The 21,886-nt window shown below is 68.7% G+C and carries 23 protein-coding genes; 18 read left to right on the forward strand and 5 right to left on the reverse strand.

Features of this window, described 5'->3' with window-relative positions; all coding sequences use genetic code 11:
- Positions 1-40: 40 nt before the first annotated feature.
- A complete protein-coding gene (locus tag HNR51_RS25740) occupies positions 41-487 on the reverse strand; it encodes a MerR family DNA-binding protein (protein WP_210280260.1) in 447 nt (148 codons plus the stop codon).
- Positions 488-546: 59 nt separating this feature from the next.
- Between HNR51_RS25740 and HNR51_RS25745 the strand changes: the two genes are divergently transcribed.
- The 14 genes from HNR51_RS25745 to HNR51_RS25810 all read left to right on the forward strand — a co-directional run bounded on the left by HNR51_RS25745 (position 547) and on the right by HNR51_RS25810 (position 13,306).
- Positions 547-1,314: a glutaredoxin family protein gene (locus HNR51_RS25745; protein ID WP_182556857.1), complete on the forward strand. Its 768-nt coding sequence runs from the start codon at positions 547-549 to the stop codon at positions 1,312-1,314.
- A gap of 168 nt (positions 1,315-1,482) precedes the next feature.
- Positions 1,483-1,938 (forward strand): hypothetical protein, encoded by a 456-nt coding sequence (locus HNR51_RS25750; RefSeq protein ID WP_017482514.1) that lies wholly within the window; start codon positions 1,483-1,485, stop codon positions 1,936-1,938.
- A gap of 88 nt (positions 1,939-2,026) precedes the next feature.
- On the forward strand, positions 2,027-3,784 hold the full coding sequence (locus HNR51_RS25755; protein ID WP_182556858.1) for an efflux RND transporter periplasmic adaptor subunit: 1,758 nt from the start codon (positions 2,027-2,029) through the stop codon (positions 3,782-3,784).
- A 13-nt stretch (positions 3,785-3,797) separates the two neighbouring features.
- Entirely contained in the window at positions 3,798-6,944 is a 3,147-nt protein-coding gene (locus HNR51_RS25760; RefSeq protein WP_182556859.1) for an efflux RND transporter permease subunit, read from the forward strand.
- A gap of 43 nt (positions 6,945-6,987) precedes the next feature.
- Positions 6,988-7,356, forward strand: a complete 369-nt coding sequence (locus HNR51_RS25765; RefSeq protein WP_017482517.1) for a hypothetical protein — start codon at positions 6,988-6,990, stop codon at positions 7,354-7,356.
- Positions 7,357-7,383: 27 nt separating this feature from the next.
- Positions 7,384-7,773: a CopM family metallochaperone gene (gene copM / locus HNR51_RS25770; protein ID WP_182556860.1), complete on the forward strand. Its 390-nt coding sequence runs from the start codon at positions 7,384-7,386 to the stop codon at positions 7,771-7,773.
- Between the two features lie 176 nt (positions 7,774-7,949).
- Positions 7,950-8,282, forward strand: coding sequence for a four-helix bundle copper-binding protein (locus HNR51_RS25775; RefSeq protein WP_017482519.1), 333 nt, complete (start codon positions 7,950-7,952; stop codon positions 8,280-8,282).
- 16 nt (positions 8,283-8,298) lie between these two features.
- Positions 8,299-8,832 (forward strand): DUF305 domain-containing protein, encoded by a 534-nt coding sequence (locus tag HNR51_RS25780; protein WP_239681470.1) that lies wholly within the window; start codon positions 8,299-8,301, stop codon positions 8,830-8,832.
- 80 nt (positions 8,833-8,912) lie between these two features.
- The gene (locus HNR51_RS25785) at positions 8,913-9,146 is read left to right on the forward strand and encodes a hypothetical protein (RefSeq protein WP_152277749.1); all 234 of its coding nucleotides are present in this window, start codon (positions 8,913-8,915) and stop codon (positions 9,144-9,146) included.
- Between the two features lie 123 nt (positions 9,147-9,269).
- Positions 9,270-11,657, forward strand: coding sequence for a heavy metal translocating P-type ATPase (locus HNR51_RS25790; protein ID WP_152277748.1), 2,388 nt, complete (start codon positions 9,270-9,272; stop codon positions 11,655-11,657).
- 22 nt (positions 11,658-11,679) lie between these two features.
- Complete coding sequence (locus HNR51_RS25795; RefSeq protein WP_182556861.1) at positions 11,680-12,195, forward strand: DUF305 domain-containing protein; 516 nt, start codon at positions 11,680-11,682, stop codon at positions 12,193-12,195.
- Between the two features lie 113 nt (positions 12,196-12,308).
- Positions 12,309-12,503, forward strand: coding sequence for a hypothetical protein (locus HNR51_RS25800; RefSeq protein WP_182556862.1), 195 nt, complete (start codon positions 12,309-12,311; stop codon positions 12,501-12,503).
- A gap of 72 nt (positions 12,504-12,575) precedes the next feature.
- On the forward strand, positions 12,576-13,061 hold the full coding sequence (locus tag HNR51_RS25805) for a DUF411 domain-containing protein (RefSeq protein WP_182556863.1): 486 nt from the start codon (positions 12,576-12,578) through the stop codon (positions 13,059-13,061).
- A gap of 26 nt (positions 13,062-13,087) precedes the next feature.
- Positions 13,088-13,306: a hypothetical protein gene (locus HNR51_RS25810; RefSeq protein WP_182556864.1), complete on the forward strand. Its 219-nt coding sequence runs from the start codon at positions 13,088-13,090 to the stop codon at positions 13,304-13,306.
- A 346-nt stretch (positions 13,307-13,652) separates the two neighbouring features.
- On the opposite strand, the gene HNR51_RS25815 is transcribed toward HNR51_RS25810, so the two are convergent.
- From HNR51_RS25815 to HNR51_RS25830, 4 genes are all read right to left on the reverse strand, one after another.
- A complete protein-coding gene (locus tag HNR51_RS25815; RefSeq protein WP_182556865.1) occupies positions 13,653-14,423 on the reverse strand; it encodes a cation efflux transmembrane domain-containing protein in 771 nt (256 codons plus the stop codon).
- Between the two features lie 75 nt (positions 14,424-14,498).
- Complete coding sequence (locus HNR51_RS25820; RefSeq protein WP_182556866.1) at positions 14,499-17,753, reverse strand: efflux RND transporter permease subunit; 3,255 nt, start codon at positions 17,751-17,753, stop codon at positions 14,499-14,501.
- Positions 17,754-17,764: 11 nt separating this feature from the next.
- Positions 17,765-19,084, reverse strand: a complete 1,320-nt coding sequence (locus HNR51_RS25825) for an efflux RND transporter periplasmic adaptor subunit (protein ID WP_182556867.1) — start codon at positions 19,082-19,084, stop codon at positions 17,765-17,767.
- Between the two features lie 146 nt (positions 19,085-19,230).
- Positions 19,231-19,587 carry a hypothetical protein gene (locus tag HNR51_RS25830; protein WP_182556868.1) on the reverse strand — a complete coding sequence of 119 codons (357 nt, stop codon included), beginning with the start codon at positions 19,585-19,587 and terminating at the stop codon, positions 19,231-19,233.
- Between the two features lie 66 nt (positions 19,588-19,653).
- Between HNR51_RS25830 and HNR51_RS25835 the strand changes: the two genes are divergently transcribed.
- The 4 genes from HNR51_RS25835 (at position 19,654) to HNR51_RS25850 (ending at position 21,872) form a co-directional block, all read left to right on the forward strand.
- Positions 19,654-20,103 carry a MerR family transcriptional regulator gene (locus HNR51_RS25835; RefSeq protein ID WP_182556869.1) on the forward strand — a complete coding sequence of 150 codons (450 nt, stop codon included), beginning with the start codon at positions 19,654-19,656 and terminating at the stop codon, positions 20,101-20,103.
- Between the two features lie 75 nt (positions 20,104-20,178).
- Complete coding sequence (locus tag HNR51_RS25840) at positions 20,179-20,376, forward strand: hypothetical protein (protein WP_182556870.1); 198 nt, start codon at positions 20,179-20,181, stop codon at positions 20,374-20,376.
- A gap of 466 nt (positions 20,377-20,842) precedes the next feature.
- Positions 20,843-21,427 (forward strand): recombinase family protein, encoded by a 585-nt coding sequence (locus HNR51_RS25845; RefSeq protein WP_182556871.1) that lies wholly within the window; start codon positions 20,843-20,845, stop codon positions 21,425-21,427.
- A gap of 4 nt (positions 21,428-21,431) precedes the next feature.
- Positions 21,432-21,872: a hypothetical protein gene (locus HNR51_RS25850; RefSeq protein ID WP_182556872.1), complete on the forward strand. Its 441-nt coding sequence runs from the start codon at positions 21,432-21,434 to the stop codon at positions 21,870-21,872.
- The last annotated feature ends 14 nt before the right edge of the window (positions 21,873-21,886 follow it).

Genomic DNA, 21,886 nt, shown 5'->3' on the forward strand with positions numbered 1-21,886 from the left:
GAGCTAGGCCAGCGGCGCTGTAGTGAGCGCACAACCGTGTTCAGGTGGGGCGGGCAGGCTTATCTGAGGCGTGCTCAAATGCGCTGATGATCGGGCACGGGCCCGATGACCCTTCCGCGCAGTCGTGCGCCAAGCGCGCCAGCGCGGACCGGGCTGCCTGCAACTCGGCGATCCTGGCGTCCAGTTCCGCGATCCGCTCCTGCGCCAACTCGCGGGCGCGGGGACGATCGTCGGTGGCATCCAGCGCCAGCAGCTCAGAGATCTGCTCCAGCGTGAACCCGGCCGCCTGGGCAGTGCGGATGAACTGCAGTCGGCGCACGTCGGCTTCGCCGTAGCGCCGCACGCCGCCAGAACCGACACTGCCGGCCCGTTCCGGCGTCTCCAGCAGCCCGCGGCGCTGGTAGTAGCGCACGGTTTCGACACCCACGCCGCCCGCTTTCGCGAGGCCGGCAATCGTCATCGCCCGCGGTGCTTGACCCCGTACCATGGTACGGACCTTATATCAGGGGCAGCTGCAAGACCAACCCAAAAACGGAGGCTGCTCCCATGGCATCAACCGCTGCACCCCGTCAGGCCACGCTCTACCGCATGGTCATGGAGCAGCACACCTGCCCCTATGGCCTCAAGGCCAAGGACCTGCTGCGCCGCCAGGGCTTCACCGTCGAGGACAAATGGCTGACCTCGCGCGAGGCCACCGACGCGTTCAAGGCCGAGCACGGCGTGAAGACCACCCCGCAAACGTTCATCGACGGCGCGCGCGTTGGCGGCTACGACGACCTGCGCCGCTACTTCGGCAAGCCGGTCGCCGATCCGAAGGCGACCACCTACAAGCCCGTGATCGCCCTGTTCGGCATGACCGCGCTGATGGCGCTGGCCGCCAGCCATGCCGTCTACGGCACACCGTTCACGCCCCGCGCCGGGGAGTGGTTCATCGCCTTCAGCATGGCCGTGCTGGCGCTCCTGAAGCTCCAGAACGTTGAGAGCTTCGCGACGATGTTCCTCAACTACGACCTGCTGGCCAAGCGGTGGGTCCCCTACGCCTACATCTACCCCTTCGCCGAAGGCCTGGCCGGTGTGCTGATGATCGCCGGGGCGCTGACCTGGCTGTCCATTCCGGTCGCGCTGTTCATCGGGACGATCGGCGCGGTCTCGGTGTTCAAGGCGGTCTATCTCGACCGGCGCGAACTGAAGTGCGCCTGCGTCGGCGGGAGCAGCAACGTCCCGTTGGGCTTTGTCTCGCTGACCGAGAACCTGATGATGATCGCCATGGCCGTGTGGATGCTGATCGCGCACCTGAGCGGCGCAGGGATGTGATCAGGCGGGAGGCGTGGTGTCAGCGGGCTCAGGCGTCGGGAGGCATAGGCCTGCACCGATGCCCCGCCCTTGCAATTCTCAACCACGCAACCACCTGCCGGCCTGCGAGTTTTCAGGCAACGCACAACCGCGTTTCTTAATCCCGAGGGCTGTGTTAGGTTGAACGTAATGAACCTTGACCGCCAACTCGCGCGCCTGCTGGCCGTGGTGATCGTGATGATCGCCGCGACCTTTGGCGTGTCGGTGGCGCAGGCGCATGAGGGCCATGCCCATCACCATGCGCCGGCCGCGGTCGAGACCACCCCGGTACAGCCTGCACCGGTGGCCCTGGCCCCGGCGGCCATGCCCGCTCCGCAGCTGGCGGCGCTAACCGAAACGCCCACTACCGCCACCACGGTGTTTGCTGTGGCTGCAGCCTCCGCGGCCGACACACCGGATGTGGGCGGCTGCAATGGTCTGTGCTGTGGCACGAGCCTAAGTTGCTGCCACTCGGCCCTCACGCCGACGCTGCAGGCCGCTGTGCCGGCCCTGCGGCTCGCGACCGTACTGCCGGCTGCCCAGCAGGATGCCCGCCCGAGCCTCGCGCCCGAGGCGCTGCCCAAGCCCCCTCGATCTTTCGCCTGAACCCGGCGTTCCCACGCGTCTGACGCCGCTCTTATGAGCCGCTGCGCGTGCGCGGACGCCTTGCGTCCACCGGCGAAAGAATTGATCCATGAAGTCCCCGATTGCGGCCGCGCTGCGTGCGCTGGCCGTGACGCTGGCCCTGCTTGCTGCAGGCCAGGCGTCGGCCCACGAAGGGCATGACCACGGCGCCCCGCCGCCGCCGGTCTCCAAAACCATTGCGCCGCGCGGTGAGGCCGTGTCCGAGGCGTTCGAGCTGGTCGCGGTGCCGCGCGATGGCACGCTCCAGCTCTACCTGGACCGCTTCCGCACCGGCGAGCCCGTCACCGGCGCTACCGTGGAGGTGGACACCCCCGACGGCCCGAAAACCGCCCAGGCGACCGCCGAGCGCAGCTATGCGCTGCCGGCGCCCTGGCTGAGCAAGCCCGGGCACTACGACCTCTTGGTCACCGTGACCGCCGGCGACGTGGTCGACGTCATGCCGGTCAGCCTGGATCTGCCGGCGCCAGCCGCCGCGGCTGCCATCCCGGCCCCCGTCGGTGCGGTGCAGACGGTCAGCGACAGCGTGCGCGCGGCTGTGCCGGAGATCACCCACGGACTGCGCGAGCGCCTGGCCAAACAGGACCCAGTGCTGCTGACCGTGGCGGCTGGCAGCTTCCTGCTCGGCATCCTGTTGATGCTGGTCGCCCGCGGCCGCCGGCGCGTGCCGGTGATCGCTGTGCTGGCGATCACGGCCACGGTGCTGCTGAGCGCAACCGCCTTTGCCCACGGCGACGAGGACCACGGCAGCGAAAAGCCCATCCAGGGCGCCGCGCTGATCGAGCGCGCCCCCGGGGGAGCCGCGCCAACCGACCTGGCCCAGCGCCTGGCCGACGGCACCGTGTTTGTGCCCAAGCCGACCCAGCGCCTGCTGGAGCTGCGCACGGCGATGACCGAGGCCGGCACGTTCAGCCGCACGATCGGCCTGCCCGGCCGCGTCATTCCCAACCCCAACGCCAGCGGCGTGGTCCAGTCCAGTGTCGGCGGCCGCCTGTCGCCGCCCACCTCCGGGCTGTTTCCGCGGCTGGGCACTCCGGTGAAGAAGGGCGACGTGCTCGCCTACGTGACCCCGCCGGTGGCCCGGGTCGACGTCTCCGATATGCGCCAGCGCCAGGGCGAGCTCGATCAGCAGATCGCGATCGTGCAGCGCCGCGTCGAGCGGTTTTCCAAGCTGGCCACCTCCGGCGCCGTCGCCCAGGTGCAGCTGGACGAGGCCCAGGACGAACTCAAGGGTCTGCGCGACCGCCGTACTGCCCTCGACAGGATCCGCAGCGAGCCCGAGCCGCTGATCGCGCCGGTCGACGGCGTGGTCGCCGAGGCGTCCGCCACGGCCGGCCAGATGGCCAACGCCGGCCAGATGATCTTTCAGATCGTCGACCCCAAAAACCTCTGGGTCGAGGCCTTGAGCTTCGACGCCCTGACCGCCGGGCAGCACGCCACCGCCCGCCTGCCCGACGGCCGCACCTTTGAGCTGACCTATCAGGGCTCAGGCCTCGCCGATCGCAACCAGGCCATTCCGGTCCAGTTCGCGATCGAAGGCGATGCCTCCGGCCTGCGCGTCGGCCAGTTCCTGACCGTGCTCGCGATCACCGACGGCCAGCTGTCCGGCCTGGCCCTGCCGCGGGCCGCGGTGGTGCGGACCAGCAACGGCCAGGACGTGGTCTACGAGCACACCACCGCCGAGCGCTACGAGGCCCGGCAGGTGCGCATCGAGCCCCTGGACGGCAACCGCGTGCTGATCGGCGGCGGCATCGGCCCCGGCAAGCGCGTGGTCGTGCAGGGCGCCGAACTCCTCGACCAGGTGCGCTGAGGAGGGCCGCCCGATGTTCACCTTCCTCGTCAGCCAGTCGCTGAAGAACCGCCTGATCGTCCTCGCGATCGCCGGCGTGCTGATCCTCTACGGCGCGTTCACGGTCACCAAGCTGCCCGTGGACGTCTTTCCCGACCTCAACAAGCCCACGGTCACGATCATGACCGAGGCCGAGGGCTACGCGCCCCAGGAGGTTGAGCAGCTGGTTTCGTTCCCGATCGAAACCCGCCTCAACGGCCTGCCCGGCGTCACGCGCGTGCGCTCGGTGTCCGGCGTTGGCCTGTCGATCGTCTACGTCGAGTTTGACTGGGGCACAGACCTCTACCGCAACCGCCAGCAGGTCGCCGAGCGCCTGGCCCTGGTCAGGGACCAGCTGCCGCCGACGGTGACCCCCCAAATGGGGCCAATCTCCTCGATCATGGGGCAGATCCTGCTGGTCGCGGTGACCAGCGAGACCGCCGACCCGATGCAGGTGCGCGAGGCGGCCGACTTCGTGATCCGGCCGCGCCTGCTGACCATTCCCGGCGTCGCCCAGGTCATCCCGATCGGCGGCGAGGTGCGCCAGTTCCGGGTCAGCCCGAACCCGGCGGCGATGCGCGCGCTCGGCGTGAGCAACGCCCAGCTGGAAACCGCCCTGGCCCAGTTCGGCACCAACGCCGGCGGCGGGTTCACCGACCAGTACGCCCGCGAGTACCTAATCCGGAACATCGCCCGCACGATGAGCCTGGACGACCTGCGCAGCGTGGTCGTCGCCACGGTCGGCGGCGCGCCGGTGTATCTGCGCCAGATCGCCGACGTCTCGTTCGGTGCCAAGGTCAAGCGCGGGGACGGCGGCTACATGGGCAAGCCGTCGGTGATCGTGTCGGTTGAGAAGCAGCCCGACGTCGACACGGTCAAACTCACCCGCGACATCGAGCAGGCGCTGAAGGAGATCACCGCCAGCCTGCCGAACGGGATCAAGGCGGACCAGATCCTGTTCCGCCAGGCCGACTTCATCGAGACCTCGATCAGCAACGTCGAGCGCGTGCTGCTGGAGGCGATGGTGGTGGTCGCTGCGGTGCTGTTCCTGTTCCTCTTGAACGTGCGCACCACCGCGATCTCGCTGCTGGCGATCCCGGTGTCGATCCTGACCACGGCGGTGGTGTTCCACCTCCTCGGCCTGTCGATCAACACGATGACCCTGGGCGGCCTCGCCATCGCGATCGGCGAGCTGGTCGATGACGCCGTGGTCGACGTCGAGAACATCTTCCGGCGCCTCGGCGAGAACCGGAAGGCCGGCAACCCCAAAAGCGTGTTCCAGGTGGTGGTGGAGGCCTCCAACGAGGTGCGCTCCGGCATCGTCTACGCGACGCTGATCATCATCCTGGTGTTCGTGCCGCTGTTCGCGCTCTCCGGCATCGAGGGGCGGCTGTTTGCGCCCTTGGGGCAGGCCTACATCATCTCGATCCTGGCCAGCCTGGTCACCTCGATCACGCTGACCCCGGTGCTGGCCTCCTGGCTGCTGCCGGGGCTGAAAAACCTCGAGGAGCACGACAGCCGGTTTCTCAAGCTGCTCAAGCGCGGCAACGCCCGGCTGCTGCAGGTGGCGTTCCGGCATCAGCGCCTGCTGGTCGGCGCGGTGGCGCTGGCGGTGCTCGCCGCCGGCGTCGCCGCCTGGCACTTGCCGCGGGCGTTCCTGCCGCCGTTCAACGAGGGCAGTTTCACCGTCAACATGACGTTCAACCCGGGGATCTCGCTGGCCGAGAGCAACCGGGTCGGGCTGATCGCGGAAAAGCTGCTGCTACAGGTGCCCGAGGTGGCGGCGGTCGGCCGCCGTACCGGGCGCGCCGAGCTGGACGAGCACGCCGAGGGCGTCCACTCGTCCGAGATCGAGGTCGAGCTGAAGGACGGCGAGGGCCGGCCCAAGGAGGCCCTGGTCGCCGACATCCGCCAGCGCCTCCGGCAGCTGCCGGTCTCGGTCAACGTCGGCCAGCCGATCTCCCACCGCCTCGATCACATGCTGTCGGGCGTGCGCGCCGAGATCGCCTTGAAGATCTTCGGCGAGGACCTGGACCAGCTGCGCCGGATCGCCAACGGCCTGCAGGAGCGGTTCCAGAAGATCCCCGGCCTGGCCGACCTGCAGATCGAAAAGCAGGTGCGCATCCCGCAGCTGGAGGTGCGCGTCGATTATGCCCGTGCCGCGCTCTACGGCGTGCAGCCGGCCGCGGTGGTCGAGCAGATCAGCCGCCTGAGCAACGGCCGCGTGGTCTCCACCGTGGTCGATGGCTACCGCCGGTTCGACGTGCTGATCCGCTTGGCCGAGGACCAGCGCACCACCAAGGGCCTGGGCGACCTGCTGCTGGAAACCCCGACCGGCTGGGTGCCGGCCCGGCAGGTGGCCGACGTGCGGGAAACCGACGGTCCCAACCAGATCCTGCGCGAGAACTCGCGCCGGCGCCTGGTGGTCCAGGCCAACACCAACGGCGAGAGCGACATGGCCACCATCGTGGCGGCCATGCGTGAGGCGATCGCCGCGGAAAAGCTGCCACCGGGCTACTTCACCAGCCTGGAGGGCACGTTCCAGGCCCAGGAAGAGGCCGCGCGGACGATCGGCATCCTGTCGGCGCTATCGCTGGCGTTGATCTTCGCGATCCTGGTCAGCCGCTACCGCTCGCCAGCGCTGGCGCTGATCATCATGGGCAACGTGCCCCTGGCGCTGATCGGCAGCGTGGTGGCCCTGTGGCTGACCGGGCAGCCGCTGTCGGTGGCGTCGATGATCGGGTTCATCACGCTGACCGGCATCGCCGCGCGCAACGGTATCCTGAAGATCAGCCACTACCTCAACCTGTCGCTCCACGAGGGCGTGCCGTTCGGGCGCGACCTGGTGATCCGCGGCAGCCTGGAGCGGCTGACCCCGGTGCTGATGACGGCGCTCGCCGCCGGCGTGGCGCTGGTGCCGCTGCTCTACGACGCGGCGAGCCCGGGCAAGGAGATCCTGCACCCGGTCGCGGTGACGATCTTCGGCGGCCTGATCAGCGCCACGCTGCTCGACACGTTCCTGACGCCGATCCTGTTCCTGCGCTTCGGCCAGAAGCCCCTGGCCCGGCTGCAGGCGGCGCAGGACGCCGCCCATGCGACCCACCCGGCCGGGGCCGCGGCGCCACCGCGGGAGGCGTTCTGAGCCCCCTCCCCCACCGATCAACCCAAAACCCAAGGAGACCCCGATGATCCCGTTCCGCGCCGCCCTGTTCAGCAGCCTGGTGCTGCTGGCCGCGCCCGTGTGCGCCCACGAAACCGCCGGCAAGTACGGCGGCCGCGTCAGCGACGCCGGCCCCTACCACGTCGAACTCGTCACCAAGGGCCAGACCGTCGACGTCTACCTGCTCGACGGCAGCGAGAAACCGGTGCCGGCCGCCGGGTTCAAGGCCACCGCGATCCTCGTGGTCGACGGCAAGCCCGCACGCGTCGCCTTGGCGCCGGCCGACGCCAATCGCCTGACCGGCCAGGCCCAGGTTCCGCTGAACGCCGCGCCCAAGGGCGCCGTGCAGCTGACAGCTCCCGATGGCGCGACCGCCAGCGGGAAGTTCAACTAACCACAAGCAATAAAAGGGAAAAATCCTATGAAACTCACCTTCTCCGCCTGCGCGCTGGCCCTCCTGCTCAGCGGCACCGCCGCGGCCCAGGCCCACGACATGAACCACAACGACCATGCCGGTCATGGCGCCGCGAGCGCGACCACCAAGACGGACAGCCCGGCGACCAAGGCGTTTCGGGACGTCAACGCCGACATGCACCGCGACATGGACATTCGCTACACGAACGACGTCGACGTCGATTTCGTGCGCGGCATGATCCCTCACCATCAGGGCGCGATCGGCATGGCCAAGGTGGCCCTGCAGCACTCGAAGGATCCCGAGATCCGCAAGCTCGCCGAGGAGATCATCAAGGCCCAGGAGGTCGAGATCAGCCAGATGCAGGCGTTCCTCAAGGGCAAGGGCGCGGCCAAGTAACTGGCCTGATCTGGGCAGCGCGATCCTGCTCTTTATAACGGGTTCTTGAGTAAAAAAATCTGAACCGGGCCGGGATCAGCCCGTTGATGATTGAGGCGATGTCGGGTCAGTTGCGGTATTTACTGCATCTGTTCTCAAAATGCGTCCGAAGAACCTGAAAAAACAGGAGAAATTCTATGCACCAGATGTCCGCTGAGATGCAGAGCTGCATCGATGAGTGCCTGCGCTGCTACCAGACCTGCCTGGGCATGGCGTCCAACCACTGCCTGCCAGCCGGCGGCAAGCACACCGAGCCGGAGCACTTCCGGCTGATGCTGGCCTGTGCCGAAATCTGCCGGACCAGCGCGCATTTCATGCTGCTCGGCACCCCCGCGCACAAACACACCTGCCGCGCCTGCGCCGAGGTGTGTGAGGCCTGCGCCAAGAGCTGTGAGCAGGTCGGCGACATGCAGGACTGTGTCGACCAGTGCCGCCGCTGTGCCGAGACCTGCCGCAAGATGGCCGGCTGAGACCCCAGGGCAGACCGTGGTCCTCACGGTCCGCCCTTTTGCTGAACCGAAGGAGGAAAACCCGATGACCTTGAGAACTCTTGCTCTCGCCCTGCCGCTGGCCCTCGGCCTGACCGGAACCGCCCTGGCTGGCGATCACGACCACGGCAGCATGGCCGGCTCGGCCGTCAAGCTGCCGGAGGCCTGCAAGGCTGCCGTCAGCGGCAAGGACGGTGGGATGAAGGACATGCAGAGCCACATGTCTCAGGCCATGCAGAGCATGGGCAGCGGTCAGATGTCCGAGACCCAGAAGGGTCTGCAGCAGGCCATGATGAGCATGAACGGCCCGATGATGCAGGGCATGATGGCTGGCGATCCGGATGTGGCCTGGATCTGCGCGATGATCCCGCACCACCAAGGGGCGATCGACATGGCCCGCGCCGGCCTCAAGGGCGCCGATAATCCCGAGAGCAAGCGCCTGGCCGAGAAGACCATCAAGGAGCAGGAGCAGAGCATCAAGGAGCTCACTGCCTGGCTCGATAAGAACGCCAAGAAGGAAGGCCAGCAGTAGGCCGTCCGCTGCCGCCGCTGTCTCAAAACCTGCCGCACGATGGCGGGTTGACCGCTCTCCAACACACAGGATTTACGATCATGACCCTCAAGGCCCTGACGGCTGCGGCCCTGCTGACCTTTGCTGCCCTGCCCGCCCTGGCGGACGACCAGGGCAACGCCAACGCCGAGCAGCAAACCCAGCCGACGCCCAGCCGCGGCAACACCGCCGGCGGCCCCTCGCACGGCGCCGATCACGCCAAGAACGCTCCCGAGAGCACCGCGTCGGGCCACAGCGCCAAGCCGCACCAGCACTCGGATGGCAGCAAGCACTAAGCCCCGGGATCACCGCCCGGGCCGGGATGCCACCGTGCCTCCAGGCCCGGGCTGGCACCCTGTTGACCCTCCCATGATGGGAAGGTGCAGGGTGCCGGGCGCGACACACAGGAGGGGTCGCCCATGAGCAACGCCGAGCACGACCACCACCACGGCCATGCCCATGGGGCGCACGGCGGCTGCAGCCACGGCACCGCGGAGGCCGGGAACGCCGCGCAGACGGTCAAGGACCCGGTCTGCGGGATGAGCGTCGATCCCCACACCGCCAAGCACCGGGCCGAGCACAACGGCCACCCGTATTATTTCTGCTCGAACGGCTGCCGCACCAAGTTCGAGGCCGACCCGGCCCGCTACCTCGATCCGGCCAGCGCCGCGGCCAAGGCCGAGGCCGTGCCGGAGGGGACGATCTACACCTGCCCGATGCATCCGGAGGTGCGCCAGGTCGGCCCGGGCGCCTGCCCGATCTGCGGCATGGGGCTGGAGCCCGCGGTGATCGGCGCCGACACCGGACCAAGCGACGAGCTGGTCGACATGACCCGCCGGTTCTGGGTTGGCCTGGTCCTGACCCTGCCCGTGTTCGTGCTGGAAATGGGCGGCCACCTGACCGGCCTGACCGAACGGCTCGGCCAGCAGAACAGCAACTGGCTGCAGCTGGTGCTGGCCACGCCCGTGGTGCTGTGGGCCGGTGCGCCGTTCTTCGTGCGCGCCTGGCACTCCGTGACCAGCCGCAACCTCAATATGTTCACCCTGGTCGCCATGGGCACCGGGGTGGCCTGGCTTTACAGCGTGGTCGCCACCGTCCTGCCAGGGGTGTTCCCGGCGGCGTTGCGCGGCCATGACGGTGCCGTGCCGGCGTATTTCGAGGCGGCCGCGGTGATCACCGTGCTGGTCCTCCTCGGCCAGGTGCTGGAGCTGCGCGCCCGCGAGAGCACCAGCGGCGCCCTGCGCGCGCTCCTGGACCTTGCCCCGAAAACCGCCCGCCGCCTGCGCGCCGACGGCACTGACGAGGAAATCCAGCTCGATGCCGTGCAGGTCGGTGACCGCCTGCGCGTGCGCCCCGGCGAAAAGGTCCCGGTCGACGGCGTCGTGGTCGACGGCCGCTCCTCGATCGATGAGGCCCTGGTCACCGGCGAGGCGATGCCGGTGCGCAAGGACGTCGGCGCCGCCGTGATCGGCGGCAGCCTCAACCAGAGCGGAGCGCTGGTGATCGAGGCGCAAAAGGTCGGCCGCGACACCATGCTGGCGCGCATCGTTCAGCTGGTCGCCGATGCCCAGCGCAGCCGCGCGCCGATCCAGCGCCTGGCCGACCAGGTCGCCGGCTGGTTTGTGCCGGCGGTGATCGCGGTGGCCGTGCTCGCGTTCGTGGCCTGGTTCGCGGTCGGCCCGGAACCGCGGCTGACCTACGGCCTGCTGGCGGCGGTGGCGGTGCTGATCATCGCCTGCCCGTGTGCCCTGGGGCTGGCCACGCCGATGTCGATCATGGTTGGCGTCGGTCGCGGCGCCCAGGCCGGTGTGCTGATCAAGAACGCCGAGGCGCTGGAGCGGCTGGAAAAGGTCTCCACGCTGGTGGTCGATAAAACCGGCACCCTGACCGAGGGCAAGCCGGCCGTGACCGCGATCCGGCCGGCGGACGGGTTCAACGAGGCCGAACTCCTGCGCCTGGCGGCCAGCGTCGAGCGCGCCAGCGAGCACCCCCTGGCCCTGGCGATCGTGGCGGCAGCCGAGGCTCAGGGCCTTGCCCTGGCCCCGGTCAGCGACTTCGACAGCCCGACTGGCCGCGGGGCCGAGGGCACCGTGGACGGGCGGCGCGTGCGGCTCGGCAACGCCAAATTCCTGGCCGAGGCCGGGATCGATACCGCGGCGCTCGATCCGGCGGCGGAGGCGCTGCGCCAGGACGGCGCCACCGCGATTTTCATGAGCCTGGACGACCGCGTGGCCGGCGTGATTGCGATCGCCGATCCGATCAAGGCCACCACGCCTGAGGCCCTGCAGGCCTTGCGCACCGAGGGCATCCGCGTGGTCATGCTGACCGGCGACAACCGCACCACGGCCCAGGCCGTGGCTCGCAAGCTCGGCATCGATGAGGTCGAGGCCGAGGTGCTGCCCGATCAGAAGAGCGCCGTTGTCAAAGCCCACCAAGCCGCCGGGCAGGTGGTGGCGATGGCCGGTGACGGGGTCAACGACGCCCCGGCCCTGGCAGCCGCCGACGTCGGGATCGCCATGGGCAGCGGGACCGACGTGGCGATCGAAAGCGCCGGCGTGACCCTGCTCAAGGGCGACCTGATGGGGATCGTGCGTGCCCGGCGGCTGTCGCGCGCCACGATGGGCAACATCCGCCAGAACCTGTTTTTCGCGTTCATCTACAACGCCGCCGGCGTGCCGGTGGCGGCCGGGGTGCTCTACCCGTTCCTCGGCATCCTGCTCTCGCCGGTCATCGCAGCGGCGGCGATGGCTCTCTCCTCAGTCAGTGTGATCGGCAACGCGCTGCGCCTGCGCACGACCACGCTCTGACCCGCATTAAAGAGACCGACCCATGAGCTACGCACGCTTCGCCGCGATGATCGCCACCTCCACGGTGGTGATGTTCGGCCTGATGTACCTGAACACCTACGCGCTGGAGCACGTGTTCTTCAGCCAGACCCGCATGTGGATGGCGCTCGTCATGGGCGCGACGATGGCCGTCATCATGCTCGGCTTCATGTGGGCGATGTACAAGGTGCGGGCCGCCAACATCGCGATCCTCGTTGGCAGCGTCGTGGTCTTTGCCGGGGCGCTGTGGCTGGTCCGCAGCCAGGAAACCGTCGGTGACGTGGCTTACATGAAAGCGATGATCCCGCACCACTCGATCGCCATCATGACCAGCGAGCGGGCGCACATCAAAGACCCCCGCGTGCGTGAGCTAGCCGACAAGATCATTGAGGCGCAGGTCAAAGAGATCGGCGAAATGAAAGCCCTGATCACCGACCTGGAGGCAAAGCCGCCAGCCGACAACGCCCCGGACCTGCAGTCCTACCGCAAGCGCGGCGCCCCGCCGCCGCCGCTGCAGTAGTCACGCGCCCGACGTCCGCAGGCCTCCAAGAGGCCTGGGACAGCCCTGTCATTCGGCCTGTCGGCCGGAGTACCGCCGGGGCCTCACGGCCTGGCTTTTCATGGGAGGACACAATGAAGCGTCTCGTTCTTGCGGCCAGCGCCGTGATGCTGCTCAGCGCCGCGCCGGCCATGGCGATGAGCTGCTGCGGTAGTGGCAAGGGCAAGGCCGGCATGTGCGCCAAGAGTGGCGCTATGGCGATGAACATGAAGGGCAAGAAGGGCTGCTGTTGCGACAAGATGGGCGGCCGCATGAGCCACCGCACCTGAGCCAGCCTGCCCGGGCTGGCTACCCGCCAGCCCGGGCACCACACATCCCTACGCTGACCTGAGGAGGCCCTGATGGACGCGGACCTGCTGCCGAGCCGCCGTGGCGTGCTGGCTGGCCTGAGTGGGCTGGGCGGCCTGCTGCTCGCCGCCCCCCTGCGCGCGGCCGAACCGCTCCCGGAGATCCAGGTAACCAAGGACCCCAGCTGCGGCTGCTGTGAAGCCTGGGTCACGCATATCCGCGCGGCCGGCTTTCCGGTCCAAGTGACCGAGGCGCCGGTCAATCCCCTCAAAGCCCGTCTTGGGGTCCCACGCAGCCTGGCGTCCTGCCATACCGCACAGGTTGGCGGTTACGTGATCGAGGGGCATGTGCCCGCCGGGGCAATCCTGCGCCTGCTCGCAGAAAAGCCCCCGGGCACTGGGTTGGCCGTTCCGGGCATGCCAGTGGGCTCGCCGGGCATGGAGGCTGACGGCGTACCGCCGGACACTTACGACGTGATCCTGTTCGGTCCCGAGCTGCAGCGGCCGTTCGCCCGCTATCAGGGCGGCACGCCGCTGTAACCGGCCTGATCCTTGAAGATGAAATCGTGCAGGTTCTGCACGCCACCGCGTTCGCCGACCGGCTCGATGCGGCGACCCTGCCCGGCTCGGCCCTGGAAAGTCTCTACCCCGACCGTGAGACGATCGCCGACGTTCTGGCCGTACCGCCCGGCCGCCGCCTGCTTCCCGTGACGGGCCGTGTGCGCCTCGCTCCTCTTGAACTGCGCGCCCGGGCCGAACTCCGGCGGCGGCTCGGACGGCGCTGAAGCTCACAACAGGTCTGCGTCGAACGCACCCGTTCGACCATAATCAAGGTGGCACGCCGCTGTACCGGCATCTGCGTAGCCTCTTGTGCCTGATGCTGGGTCAGCGCGCGGATTGCGCCGCGTAGGGGACCAGAGCCGCCTGGTGTCCCAGTGTGGTAAGGCAAAGGCCGACGCAGCTGCCGAGCAGGAGCACCCCGAGCAGCGCCCACAGCATTGTTTTCTGCGCCGCCGCGCGGATGTGCGGCCGGACCTTCCGCCGCCGCCCGGGCTCGCGATGCCAGACGCTTTCAGTCGCGCGCATAGTCCCCTCCACGAAAAGGGGGCCTCACGGCCCCCCTTCCCTGCGTTATTCGGCCGGCGCCGGCTGGGCGGTGCCTTCGCGGTACTCCGCCCACGCCTGCCGCAGGATCTGCACCGAGGACGTGAGGAAGATCGCGGCCATGATCGCGGCCACCGCCAGATCGGGCCAGGCCGTCGCCGTGCCCCAGACACCCAGCGCGGCGATCATCACGACCACGTTGCCGATCGCGTCGTTGCGCGAGCACAGCCACACCGAGCGCACGTTGGCGTCGCCGTCCTTGTAGCGCATCAGCAAGAGCACGCTGGTCAGGTTGGTGGCCAGCGCCAGGAGGCCGATCCCGCCCATCAGCTCGGCCTGGGGCACGCCCAGGATCAGGGTCTGGTAGACCGTGGACCCCAGCACCCACACCGCCATCAGCGACAGCGACAGGCCCTTGAACAGGGCCGCCGTGGCCCGCGCCCGCAGGCTGGCACCGATCACCGCCAGGCTCAGCCCGTAGGTGACCGTATCCCCCAGAAAATCCAGGGCGTCCGCTTGCAGAGCCTGAGAGCCCGCCAGGTGGCCCATGACCATCTCAACCGCGAACATGATCCCGTTGAGGGCGATCACGGTCCACAGCACCCGCTTATAGCGCGGGTCCACGCCATCGAAGACCGGCACACCGCCGGAGCAGCCGCAGGCGCTGTCTGCGCCCGTGCCGCAGCTGGCGGCCGGTACGGCCTTCGGGACTTCCGGCACGGGGGTCAAAGCTGCGGGCGTGCCGCAGCAAGAGTTTGCTTGAGAAGCGGCGCTTGAGCCGCAGCAGGCGTCCGCCATGGTGTCTCCTTTCGTCAGTTGACCCAGAGCCTACGACCTGTAGTCGCTACAGGTTCAAGCAAAATCCGCAGCCCCTCACTCGGCGGCCTGTCGCAGGGGCACGTGCGGTTGCTCGGGCGCCAGCGGCTTGGCCGGCTGCTGCGGGGCCGGCCCGCCGAAGCGGGCGTAAAGCGCCGGCAGCACCACCAGCGTCAGCAGGGTTGCGCTGATCAGGCCGCCGATCACCACGGTGGCGAGGGGTTTCTGGACCTCGGCGCCGGTGCCGGTGGCCAGGGCCATCGGCACGAACCCGAGCGAGGCCACCAGGGCGGTCATCGCCACCGGGCGCAGGCGCACCATCGCGCCTTCCAGAATGGCCTCCCGGCGGGGTTTGCCCGCGGCAACCAGCTGCTTGATCGACGTCAGCATGACCAGGCCGTTGAGCACCGCGACGCCGGACAGGGCGATGAACCCCACCGCCGCCGGCACCGAAAACGGCATCCCGCGCAGCCACAGCGCCACGATCCCGCCGGTCAGCGCCAGCGGCACCGCGGAAAACACCAGCAGCGCATCCCGCGGCGAACCGAGCGCCGAGTAGAGCAGCAGGAAGATCAGCACGAAGCAGCCGGGCACCACGATCAGCAGGCGCTGACGGGCCGAGGCCAGGTTCTCGAACTGGCCGCCCCAGCTGACGTAGTAGCCCGGCGGCAGCTGGACCTCCTTGGCCACCCGCGCCTGCACGTCCGCGACCAGCGAGCCGATGTCCCGCTCGCGCACGTTGGCGGTGACCACTACCCGGCGCTTGCCGTTCTCGCGCGAGATCTGGTTCGGCCCCTCGGTCACCGAAAAGCTGGCGACCTGCTTGAGCAGCACCGAGGTGCCCCGCCCGGTCGGGCCGGGCGGCAGCGGCACCGGGATGTTTTCCAGCGCCTCGCGGTTCTCGCGCACCTGGTCGTTCAGGCGCACGACGATCGGAAAGCGCCGGTCACCCTCAAAGACCATCCCGGCTTCCCGGCCGCCGATGGCGGCGCCGATCACCTCCTGAATGGTTGCCGTGCTCAGCCCCAGGCGGGCGGCCTCGGTCTTGTTGATCCGGATTTCCAGGAACGGCAGGCCGGACGTCTGCTCAACCTTGACGTCCTCGGCCCCGGGCGTGCCCTGCAGGATCGCGGCGATCTGCGCCGCGGCCCTGGTCATCGGCGCGAACTCGTCGCCGAACACCTTGATGGCCAGGTCACCGCGGGCGCCGGCCAGCAGCTCATTAAAGCGCAGCTGGATCGGCTGCGAGAACTCGTAGACGTTGCCGGCCAGCTTGCCGACCGCGGCCTCGATCTGCTCCTGCAGCTCGGCCTTGGACAGCGACGGGTCGGGCCACTGGTCCTGGGGTTTGAGGATCACAAAGGCGTCGGACGAGTTGGGCGGCATCGGATCGGTCGCGACCTCCGCGGTGCCGGTTTTCGAGAACACGTAGGCGACCTGCGGGAAGCGGCTGACCACCTGCTCGATCCGCGCCTGCATCGCCTGCGACTGGCTCAGCGACGTGGACGGAATGCGCGTGGCGTTGAGGGCGATGTTCTTCTCATCCAGCGTCGGGATGAACTCCTGCCCCAGCCGGGTGAACAGCACCCCGGCGCCGGCCAGCAGCACCAGCGCGCCCACCACAAACACCAGCGGCGCACGCACCGCGCCGGCCAGCACCGGCCGGTAAAGCCGCTTGAGGCCGCGCACGAGCCGGTTGTCGTGCTCCTGCACGCGGCCGGTCAGCGCGATCGCGATCAGCGCCGGCACAAACGTCAGCGACAGCACAAAGGCGGCGACCAGGGCGAGGATCACCGTCAGCGCCATCGGCTCGAACATCTTGCCCTCGACGCCGGTGAACGTCAGCAGCGGCACGTAGACCAGAATGATGATCGCCTGCCCGTAGAGGGACGGCTTGATCATTTCCTCGGCCGAGGCGCGCACCGTCGCCAGGCGTTCCTCCAGCGTCAGCCCGCGGCCGAGCGCCTGCTGGCGCTCCGCCAGGTGGCGCAGGCTGTTCTCGGCGATGATCACCGCGCCATCCACGATCAGCCCGAAATCCAGCGCGCCCAGGCTCATCAGGTTGGCCGAGATCTTGGCCTGCACCATGCCGGTCATGGTCAGCAGCATCGCCACCGGGATGACCAGTGCGGTGATCACCGCCGCCCGGAAATTCCCCAGCAGCAGGAACAGGATCAGGATCACCAGGCCGGCGCCTTCCAGCAGGTTTTTCGCGACGGTGTGCACCGTCGCCTCGACCAGCTGGGTCCGGTCGAGCACCGTCTGCACGACGATCCCCGGCGGCAGCGAGCGCCGGATCTCAGTCATGCGCGCATCGACGGCCGCGGCGACCGTGCGGCTGTTCTCGCCGATCAGCATCAGTGCGGTGCCGACCACGACCTCGCGGCCGTCCTCGCTCGCCGAGCCGGTGCGCAGATCGCGCCCGATGCGCACCTCCGCCACATCGCTGATCCGCACCGGTACGCCGCCGCGGGTGGTCACCACCACGCTGCCGATCTCGTCCATGCTTTCCAGGCGGCCGGCGGCGCGGACCACGTAGCCTTCGCCGTTGTCCTCGAGGTAGCGGGCGCCCTGGTTGGCGTTGTTGGCTTCCAGCGCCCGCACCACGTCGCTGAACGACAGGTCGAGCGCGGTCAGCTTCGCCGGGTCCGGCTGGACGTGGTACTGCTTTTCAAAGCCGCCGATGCCGTCCACCCCGGCGACGCCGCGCACGGTCTTGATCTGCGGGCGGATGATCCACTCCTGCACGGTGCGCAGGTAGCTGGCCCGCTCGACCTCGGTGCCCAGGCGCTGGCCTTCCGGGGTCAGATAGCTGCCGTCCGGCTGCCAACCCGGCTGGCCGGACCGCACCGGCGACCGCTCGGCCGGCGTCGCGTAGCGCACGGTCCACATGTAGATCTCGCCGAGGCCGGTGGTGATCGGCCCCAGGCGCGGTTCAGCGCCCGGCGGCATCGCCCGCTCGGCCTCCTGCAGGCGTTCGCCGACCTGCTGGCGCGCAAAGTAGATGTCGGTTTTTTCCGAAAAGACCGCGGTGACCTGCGAGAACCCGTTGCGCGACAGCGAGCGCGTGTATTCCAGGCCCCGGATGCCCGCGAGGGCATTTTCGATCGGGTAGGTGACCTGCTTCTCGATGTCGAACGGCGACAGCGCGGGCGCCGTGGTGTTGATCTGCACCTGGTTGTTGGTGATGTCGGGCACCGCGTCGATCGGCAGGCGGCTGAGCGAATAGACGCCCAGCGCCGCGGCCAGCAGCGACAGCAGCACCACCAGCCAGCGCTGGTGCACGGAGAAATCAAGGACGCGGGAGATCATCGGCTGCACCCTCAGTCGTCGTGGTCGGCCTCGGCCTTGCCGAGTTCCGCCTTGAGCAAAAAGGTGTTGGCCACGGCGATCTCGTCGCCGGCGGCCAGGCCCTCGGTGACCTCGAACGCATCGTCGTCGGATCGGCCGACCTTGACCGTGCGCCGTTCAAAGCCCTTGTCGGTGCGCACGAAGGCGACCAGCTTGCCCTCGAGCGTCTGCAGGGCGGTGCGCGGGACGCGCACCGGCACCGTTTCCTCGGCGATGGCCACCGCGGCGGTCACGAAGGTGCCCGGCCGCCAGGTCTGGTCCGGATTGGGCAGCGCGACGATCACGCGGGCGCTGCGCGTGTCCGCGTTCAGGAACGGGCTGATGAAGACCACCTGCCCCTCGGCGCGCAGGGTTTTTTCGTCGGTGCCGGTGCCGATGAGCACCTTGGCGCCCTCGGCCACATTGAGCAGCGCGGTGGTCGGCACCGCCAGCTCGACCCAGACCGTGGACAGGTCGGCGATGGTGTAGACGTCGGCCGGGTCGCCCTCGCCGCCGACCTTGGTGCCGACATCAACCTTGCGCTCAACAATCCGCCCGTCCATCGGCGCGCGCAGCGGAAACAGCCGCAGGCTCGACTGGTTGGGCGTGGCTTCGTCCCGCTTGGCCGCCGCGGCCACCTCGGCGGCGTTGAGGCCAAGGGCCGAGAGTTTCTGGCGGGCCAGATCGAGGCGCAGCTGGCTTTCCTGGTAGCTCGCCCGCGCCTGGTCGAACGACACCTGCGCGGTGGCCTGGCTGCTGATCAGCTTTTGCTGCCGCTCGAAATTGATCTTCTGCAGCTCGGCCTGCACGCCGGCGGTCAGGAAATCGCTCTTGGCGTCCGCCACCTCGCGGCTGTCGAGCACGGCGACCACATCGCCCTTCTGCACCTTGTCGCCCAGGCGCTTGCGCATCTCGGCGACGGTGCCGACCACCCGCGCCGGCACGCGTACCAGGCGGTCCGCATCCGGGGTGACCGTGCCGGGCACCACCAGGTGCCGGGACAGGGTGCCGCCGGCGACGGCGGCCGTGCCGATCTCCTGGCTGGTGATCTGCTCGGCGGTCATGTGGATCTCGCCGGCCTCGCCGTGTTCCTTGCCCTCCCCCTCCTCGCCGGTGTGGCCGTGCGCGGCGGGCTTGGCCGGCTGGTCGTGGTTGTCATCGTCGGGTTTGGCGGCCGGCGTGGACGGAGCCGCCGGAGCCGGCCCGAGGCCGAGGCGGGCGAGCGCGCCTTGAGTGTGCGTGGCGATGCCCGGCACCGCACCGCCGATCGCGATGCCGGCGGCCAGAACAGGAAGAAGGAGAAGAGCGCGCATGGAGGATGTGTCTTGCGGGACGCCAGCCCGGGACGCCCTGGGGCGCCGAGGGGGTGGACCGTTCCCTTGTGGTGAGCGGATCAGAACAGGGCCGCGCAGGCCTCAACAGGCTCTGCGCCGGCGCCACGCCGCATGGCGTGGTCAGCTCAGGCGCGTGGCGGGCGCAGCAGGCCTTCGGTGCTGATCGAAACCACCTGCTGCGCGGTCGGCCGGTAGGTCACCCGGACGGGTGCCGGCGGCAGGAAGGAAACCGGGGTGACCGGGCAGGCGGCCTGGTGACAGCCGCAGTGGTGGTGGCAGAGCAGGCAGACATCGCCCTCCCCGGCCGCGGCGGGCTGGTCAGCGCTCAGGCTGAGAGTGGCGACGGCGGCCGGATGGGCCCGGTGGGCCGCCTCAACAGGGACCGGGCCGACCACCGCCAGCACGAACGCAAACACCAGCGCCTGGACCAGTGCGGTCCAGTGCCAGGCGCGGCGCGTTCTCTGCCGGAGGGCGGCAGCCATTCTCAAAATCCTTGTCTCATTGCTCCCGACGTTACATCCTGTAGCCACTACAGGAGCAAGCGCATTTTGATCCCGATCGGCGAGCTGTCGCGGCGTACCGGCGTCCACATCGAAACCATCCGCTTCTATGAGCGGTCCGGTGTGCTGCCGGAAGCACAGCGCAGCGAGAGCGGGCGCCGCCTGTATGGCGAGGCGGACGTGCGGCGGCTGACGTTCATCCGCCACGCCCGCCAGCTCGGGTTTGAGCTGGACGCCATCCGCACCATGCTCGCCCTGCAGGAGCAGCCGGACGCCTCCTGCGGCACCGTGGATGCGCTGGCCCGCCAGCAGCTGGTCGCCGTGGATGCGCGGATTGCGCAGCTGACCGCGCTGCGGGGCGAACTGACCCGCATGATCGACACTTGCGCGGGCGGCAGCGTCGGCGCCTGCCGGATCATCGAGGCGCTAGCCGAACCCGCTGCCCTGGCGCCGGCCACGGCCGAGCCGTGTTCACCATCCTGCACCGCTGCGTCTTGACCTTCCCATCATGGGAAAGTGCAGGATCGCAGCAGCTGCCCTGCATCATGCAGCCCGGCACGGAGGACAACGACCATGAAGACGCTGGCGATCACGACGGCCACCCTGCTGCTGCTGAGCGCTGCCCCCGCTCTGGCGATGAGCTGCTGTGGTGGCGGCAAGGGTAAGGGCGCGATGATGTGCGGCAAGGGCGGTATGGCCATGAACATGAAGGGCAAGAAGGGCGGCTGCTGCTGCGAGGGCATGAAGACCAACATGAGCAAGCGGGCCTAAGCCACATCACACCGCGCGGCGGCGGAACGGCTGAAAAGGCAGAGGGCCACCCTTGCGGGTGGCCCTCCTCATTCGTGGCCCGACAGCCACGCTGAAACGGAACCTTCCAACCACCGAGGTTGAAAGAGAAAGGTTCCAGCAGCATTCAGCGCCGCACACGATGCGGCGTCAAATTAAAATCGATGTAATTTTAGCATTAACCAGGCGAAATTGAGGTCTGATCGATCCTCTATTTAGCTGTTATCGACCTGGCAACCTGATAAGGCGACTGCGCTTTCGTAGAAGATGTGGGTGCATCGGGGCAAGGATTACCCAACTGGCGTCCCTCAGAATGTGCAAAAAACGACCGTTTTCTGCATATAGAGGCGAGCGCCCTCCCCTGGCACTCGAAACAGCCCCGTTTGCGTGAAGAAAATATGTGAAGAAAACTATTGTGCGAAAAACGGTCTTTTCGTACAATCTTCACATGCTGATCGGCTATGCGCGCGTTTCGACCGAGGACCAGAACCTGGACCTGCAGCGCGATGCCCTGAAGGCCGCCGGCTGCAGCCGGATCTTCGAGGAGAAGGAGAGCGGGCGCGCCGGCACCAAGCGCCCTGCCCTTGAAGCGGCGTTGGACTTCCTGCGCACCGAGGATCAGCTGGTGGTCTGGAAGATCGACCGCCTCGGCCGCTCCCTGCGCGAAATGCTCGACACCGCGCACATGCTGCAGGAGCGCGGCGTGAAGCTGCGCTCCCTCACCGAGCAGGTGGACACCGAGACCGCCACCGGGCGGATGATGTTCAACTTCCTCGGGACGATCGCCGAGTATTTCCTGGACCTGAACCGCGAGCGGACCCACGCCGGCCTCAAGGCTGCCCTGGCCCGCGGACGCAAGGGCGGACGCCCGCGCCGGCTGTCCGAGGCCGACCTGGCCGCCGGCCGGGCGATGATCGACGCTGGCACCATCCCGATTGCCGAGATCGCCAAGCGCCTCGGCGTCTCTGCACGGACCTTCTACACCTACTTCCCGCAGGCGCGCGCGCGCAGCCAGGCGCGCCCGGAGGGCTGACCGCATGCCGATCCGCCCGGAGAACCGCTTTTTCTACCCAATCGATTGGGCGCAGCTGTCCGACGTAATCCGCTTCGGCCGGGCCAGGGGCTATTGCGAGGGTTGCGGCCGGCCGCACGGGCAGCTGGTGTTCCACCTGGGGGATGGCCGCTGGTGGGATGCGGCGGCGCAGGTCTGGCGCAGCGGCAAGGGGCGCCCGCTCAAGCTGGCGCCACTAGAACGCCTGCCGGCCGGCACGGTGATCGAGACCACGCGGGTTTACCTGGCCTGCGCCCATCTCGACCACGATCCGGGCAACAACGATCCGAAGAACCTCAAGGCCCTCTGCCAGCGCTGCCACATCCTGCACGACCGCACCGAGCATCTGCGCCAGCGCTGGTTCACCTACCGCGCCAGGCGGGCGTCCGGAGACCTGTTCCTGGGCCCCTACCCGTTTCGCTACTGACCGAGCGAAGCTGT

The organism is Methylorubrum thiocyanatum (assembly GCA_014138645.1).
In the GTDB taxonomy this organism is placed as follows: Bacteria; Pseudomonadota; Alphaproteobacteria; order Rhizobiales; family Beijerinckiaceae; genus Methylobacterium; species Methylobacterium thiocyanatum.

Excerpts from the sequence above, each read along its gene's own strand:
- HNR51_RS25820 (WP_182556866.1), bottom strand. The coding sequence starts at position 17,753 with ATGATCTCCCGCGTCCTTGATTTCTCCGTGCACCAGCGCTGGCTGGTG.
- HNR51_RS25760 (WP_182556859.1), top strand. The coding sequence starts at position 3,798 with ATGTTCACCTTCCTCGTCAGCCAGTCGCTGAAGAACCGCCTGATCGTC.
- HNR51_RS25850 (WP_182556872.1), top strand. The coding sequence starts at position 21,432 with ATGCCGATCCGCCCGGAGAACCGCTTTTTCTACCCAATCGATTGGGCG.
- HNR51_RS25795 (WP_182556861.1), top strand. The coding sequence starts at position 11,680 with ATGAGCTACGCACGCTTCGCCGCGATGATCGCCACCTCCACGGTGGTG.
- HNR51_RS25750 (WP_017482514.1), top strand. The coding sequence starts at position 1,483 with ATGAACCTTGACCGCCAACTCGCGCGCCTGCTGGCCGTGGTGATCGTG.
- HNR51_RS25765 (WP_017482517.1), top strand. The coding sequence starts at position 6,988 with ATGATCCCGTTCCGCGCCGCCCTGTTCAGCAGCCTGGTGCTGCTGGCC.
- copM (WP_182556860.1), top strand. The coding sequence starts at position 7,384 with ATGAAACTCACCTTCTCCGCCTGCGCGCTGGCCCTCCTGCTCAGCGGC.
- HNR51_RS25755 (WP_182556858.1), top strand. The coding sequence starts at position 2,027 with ATGAAGTCCCCGATTGCGGCCGCGCTGCGTGCGCTGGCCGTGACGCTG.
- HNR51_RS25800 (WP_182556862.1), top strand. The coding sequence starts at position 12,309 with ATGAAGCGTCTCGTTCTTGCGGCCAGCGCCGTGATGCTGCTCAGCGCC.
- HNR51_RS25845 (WP_182556871.1), top strand. The coding sequence starts at position 20,843 with ATGCTGATCGGCTATGCGCGCGTTTCGACCGAGGACCAGAACCTGGAC.
- HNR51_RS25785 (WP_152277749.1), top strand. The coding sequence starts at position 8,913 with ATGACCCTCAAGGCCCTGACGGCTGCGGCCCTGCTGACCTTTGCTGCC.
- HNR51_RS25805 (WP_182556863.1), top strand. The coding sequence starts at position 12,576 with ATGGACGCGGACCTGCTGCCGAGCCGCCGTGGCGTGCTGGCTGGCCTG.
- HNR51_RS25745 (WP_182556857.1), top strand. The coding sequence starts at position 547 with ATGGCATCAACCGCTGCACCCCGTCAGGCCACGCTCTACCGCATGGTC.
- HNR51_RS25815 (WP_182556865.1), bottom strand. The coding sequence starts at position 14,423 with ATGGCGGACGCCTGCTGCGGCTCAAGCGCCGCTTCTCAAGCAAACTCT.
- HNR51_RS25840 (WP_182556870.1), top strand. The coding sequence starts at position 20,179 with ATGAAGACGCTGGCGATCACGACGGCCACCCTGCTGCTGCTGAGCGCT.
- HNR51_RS25775 (WP_017482519.1), top strand. The coding sequence starts at position 7,950 with ATGCACCAGATGTCCGCTGAGATGCAGAGCTGCATCGATGAGTGCCTG.
- HNR51_RS25830 (WP_182556868.1), bottom strand. The coding sequence starts at position 19,587 with ATGGCTGCCGCCCTCCGGCAGAGAACGCGCCGCGCCTGGCACTGGACC.
- HNR51_RS25740 (WP_210280260.1), bottom strand. The coding sequence starts at position 487 with ATGGTACGGGGTCAAGCACCGCGGGCGATGACGATTGCCGGCCTCGCG.
- HNR51_RS25825 (WP_182556867.1), bottom strand. The coding sequence starts at position 19,084 with ATGCGCGCTCTTCTCCTTCTTCCTGTTCTGGCCGCCGGCATCGCGATC.
- HNR51_RS25790 (WP_152277748.1), top strand. The coding sequence starts at position 9,270 with ATGAGCAACGCCGAGCACGACCACCACCACGGCCATGCCCATGGGGCG.